The sequence below is a fragment of the Sinimarinibacterium arenosum genome (assembly GCF_005047655.1).
Classification (GTDB): domain Bacteria; phylum Pseudomonadota; class Gammaproteobacteria; order Nevskiales; family Nevskiaceae; genus Solimonas.
This window is the reverse complement of sequence record NZ_SUKF01000022.1, coordinates 1-1,224: the sequence shown is the minus strand read 5'-3', so window position 1 is coordinate 1,224 and position 1,224 is coordinate 1. Positions and strand designations below refer to the sequence as shown.

Sequence of the window (1,224 nt, the reverse complement as noted above, 5' to 3'; positions counted from 1 at the left end):
GGGTTCTACCCCGATGACTCGGACACTTTCGAGAAGGCCGATAATGGCCGCAAGGAGTGTTCATGTCGAAGCGAAGGAAGTTCAGTCCAGAGTTCAAGCGCGGGGCCGTTGAGCAGGCCCGCCAGCCCGGTGTCAGTTGCGCTCAGGTCGCCCGTGAGTTGGGCATTCGGGACAACCTGCTGACGCGCTGGAAGCGCGAGATGGATGGCCAGAGCAAGGGCGTTTTCGTCGGTACCGGGACGGCCCGGGACGAGGAGGTCACCCGTTTGAAGCGCGAGCTGGCCCGCGTGACTAAGGAACGGGATTTTTTAAGGCAAGCGGCAACGTTCTTTGCCAAGGGATCGTCCTGAGATATCAGGCGATCGAGCGTTGCCGCAATGAGTTTCCTGTGCGTCTGATGTGTCGCTGCCTGCGGGTGTCGGCCAGCGGCTATTACGACTGGAGCGGTCGCCAGCCGAGCGCACGCCAGATCGACAACGATCGGCTGCTGGCGCGTATCCGCGAGCTGCACGAGGACAGCCGTGGGATGCTAGGCGCGCCCCGGATGCATGAGGACCTCGTCGAGGAAGGCGAAACGGCCAGCCTAAATCGCGTGGCCCGTTTGATGGCACGGCACGGTTTGCAAGGCTGGCCCCGAAAGAAACGACGCGGTCAGCGTGCTCAGCCAAGCCTGACACCGCCGGGCGTGCGTAACTTGCTGGAGCGGGACTTCAATGCCCTGGAACCCGAGACCAAGTGGGTGACGGACATCACCGAGATCCCGACCGCCGAAGGGAAGCTGTTCCTGTGCGTCGTTATCGATCTGTTCAGCAAGCTGGTGATTGGTTGGTCAATGCATCATCGGCAGGACCGGCAGATGGTGATCCGTGCTGTCGAGATGGCGATCTGGCAGCGTCAGGGCGGCTGGTCGGTGATCCTGCATTCGGATCGCGGCAGCCAGTTCCGCAGCAGCGACTATCAGCGGTATCTAACCCGAAACACGCTGCTGTGCTCGATGAGTGCCGTCGGTCACTGCGGCGACAACGCAGCCTGCGAAGGCTTCTTCGGAATGCTCAAGCGAGAGCGCATCAATCGGGAGCGATATGCGACGCTCGATATCGCCAAGGCCGATCTGTTCAACTACATCGAGCGATTCCACAACCCCAGAATGCGGCGTAGAGTCGCCAAGCAGGATCAGAAGTTTTCAGCTCTTTCCAACCCGTCCGAGATCACGGGGTAGAACCC

General features: G+C 61.0%; 1 protein-coding gene. It reads left to right on the top strand.

Annotated features, from left to right (window positions below; all coding sequences use genetic code 11):
- Positions 1-62 precede the first annotated feature (62 nt).
- Positions 63-1,219 (top strand): IS3 family transposase gene (locus tag E4T66_RS21240; protein WP_136852156.1). Its coding sequence is split into 2 segments (ribosomal slippage): positions 63-312 and positions 312-1,219, totalling 1,158 coding nucleotides; the frame shifts between segments, so codons are not numbered across the junction.
- The last annotated feature ends 5 nt before the right edge of the window (positions 1,220-1,224 follow it).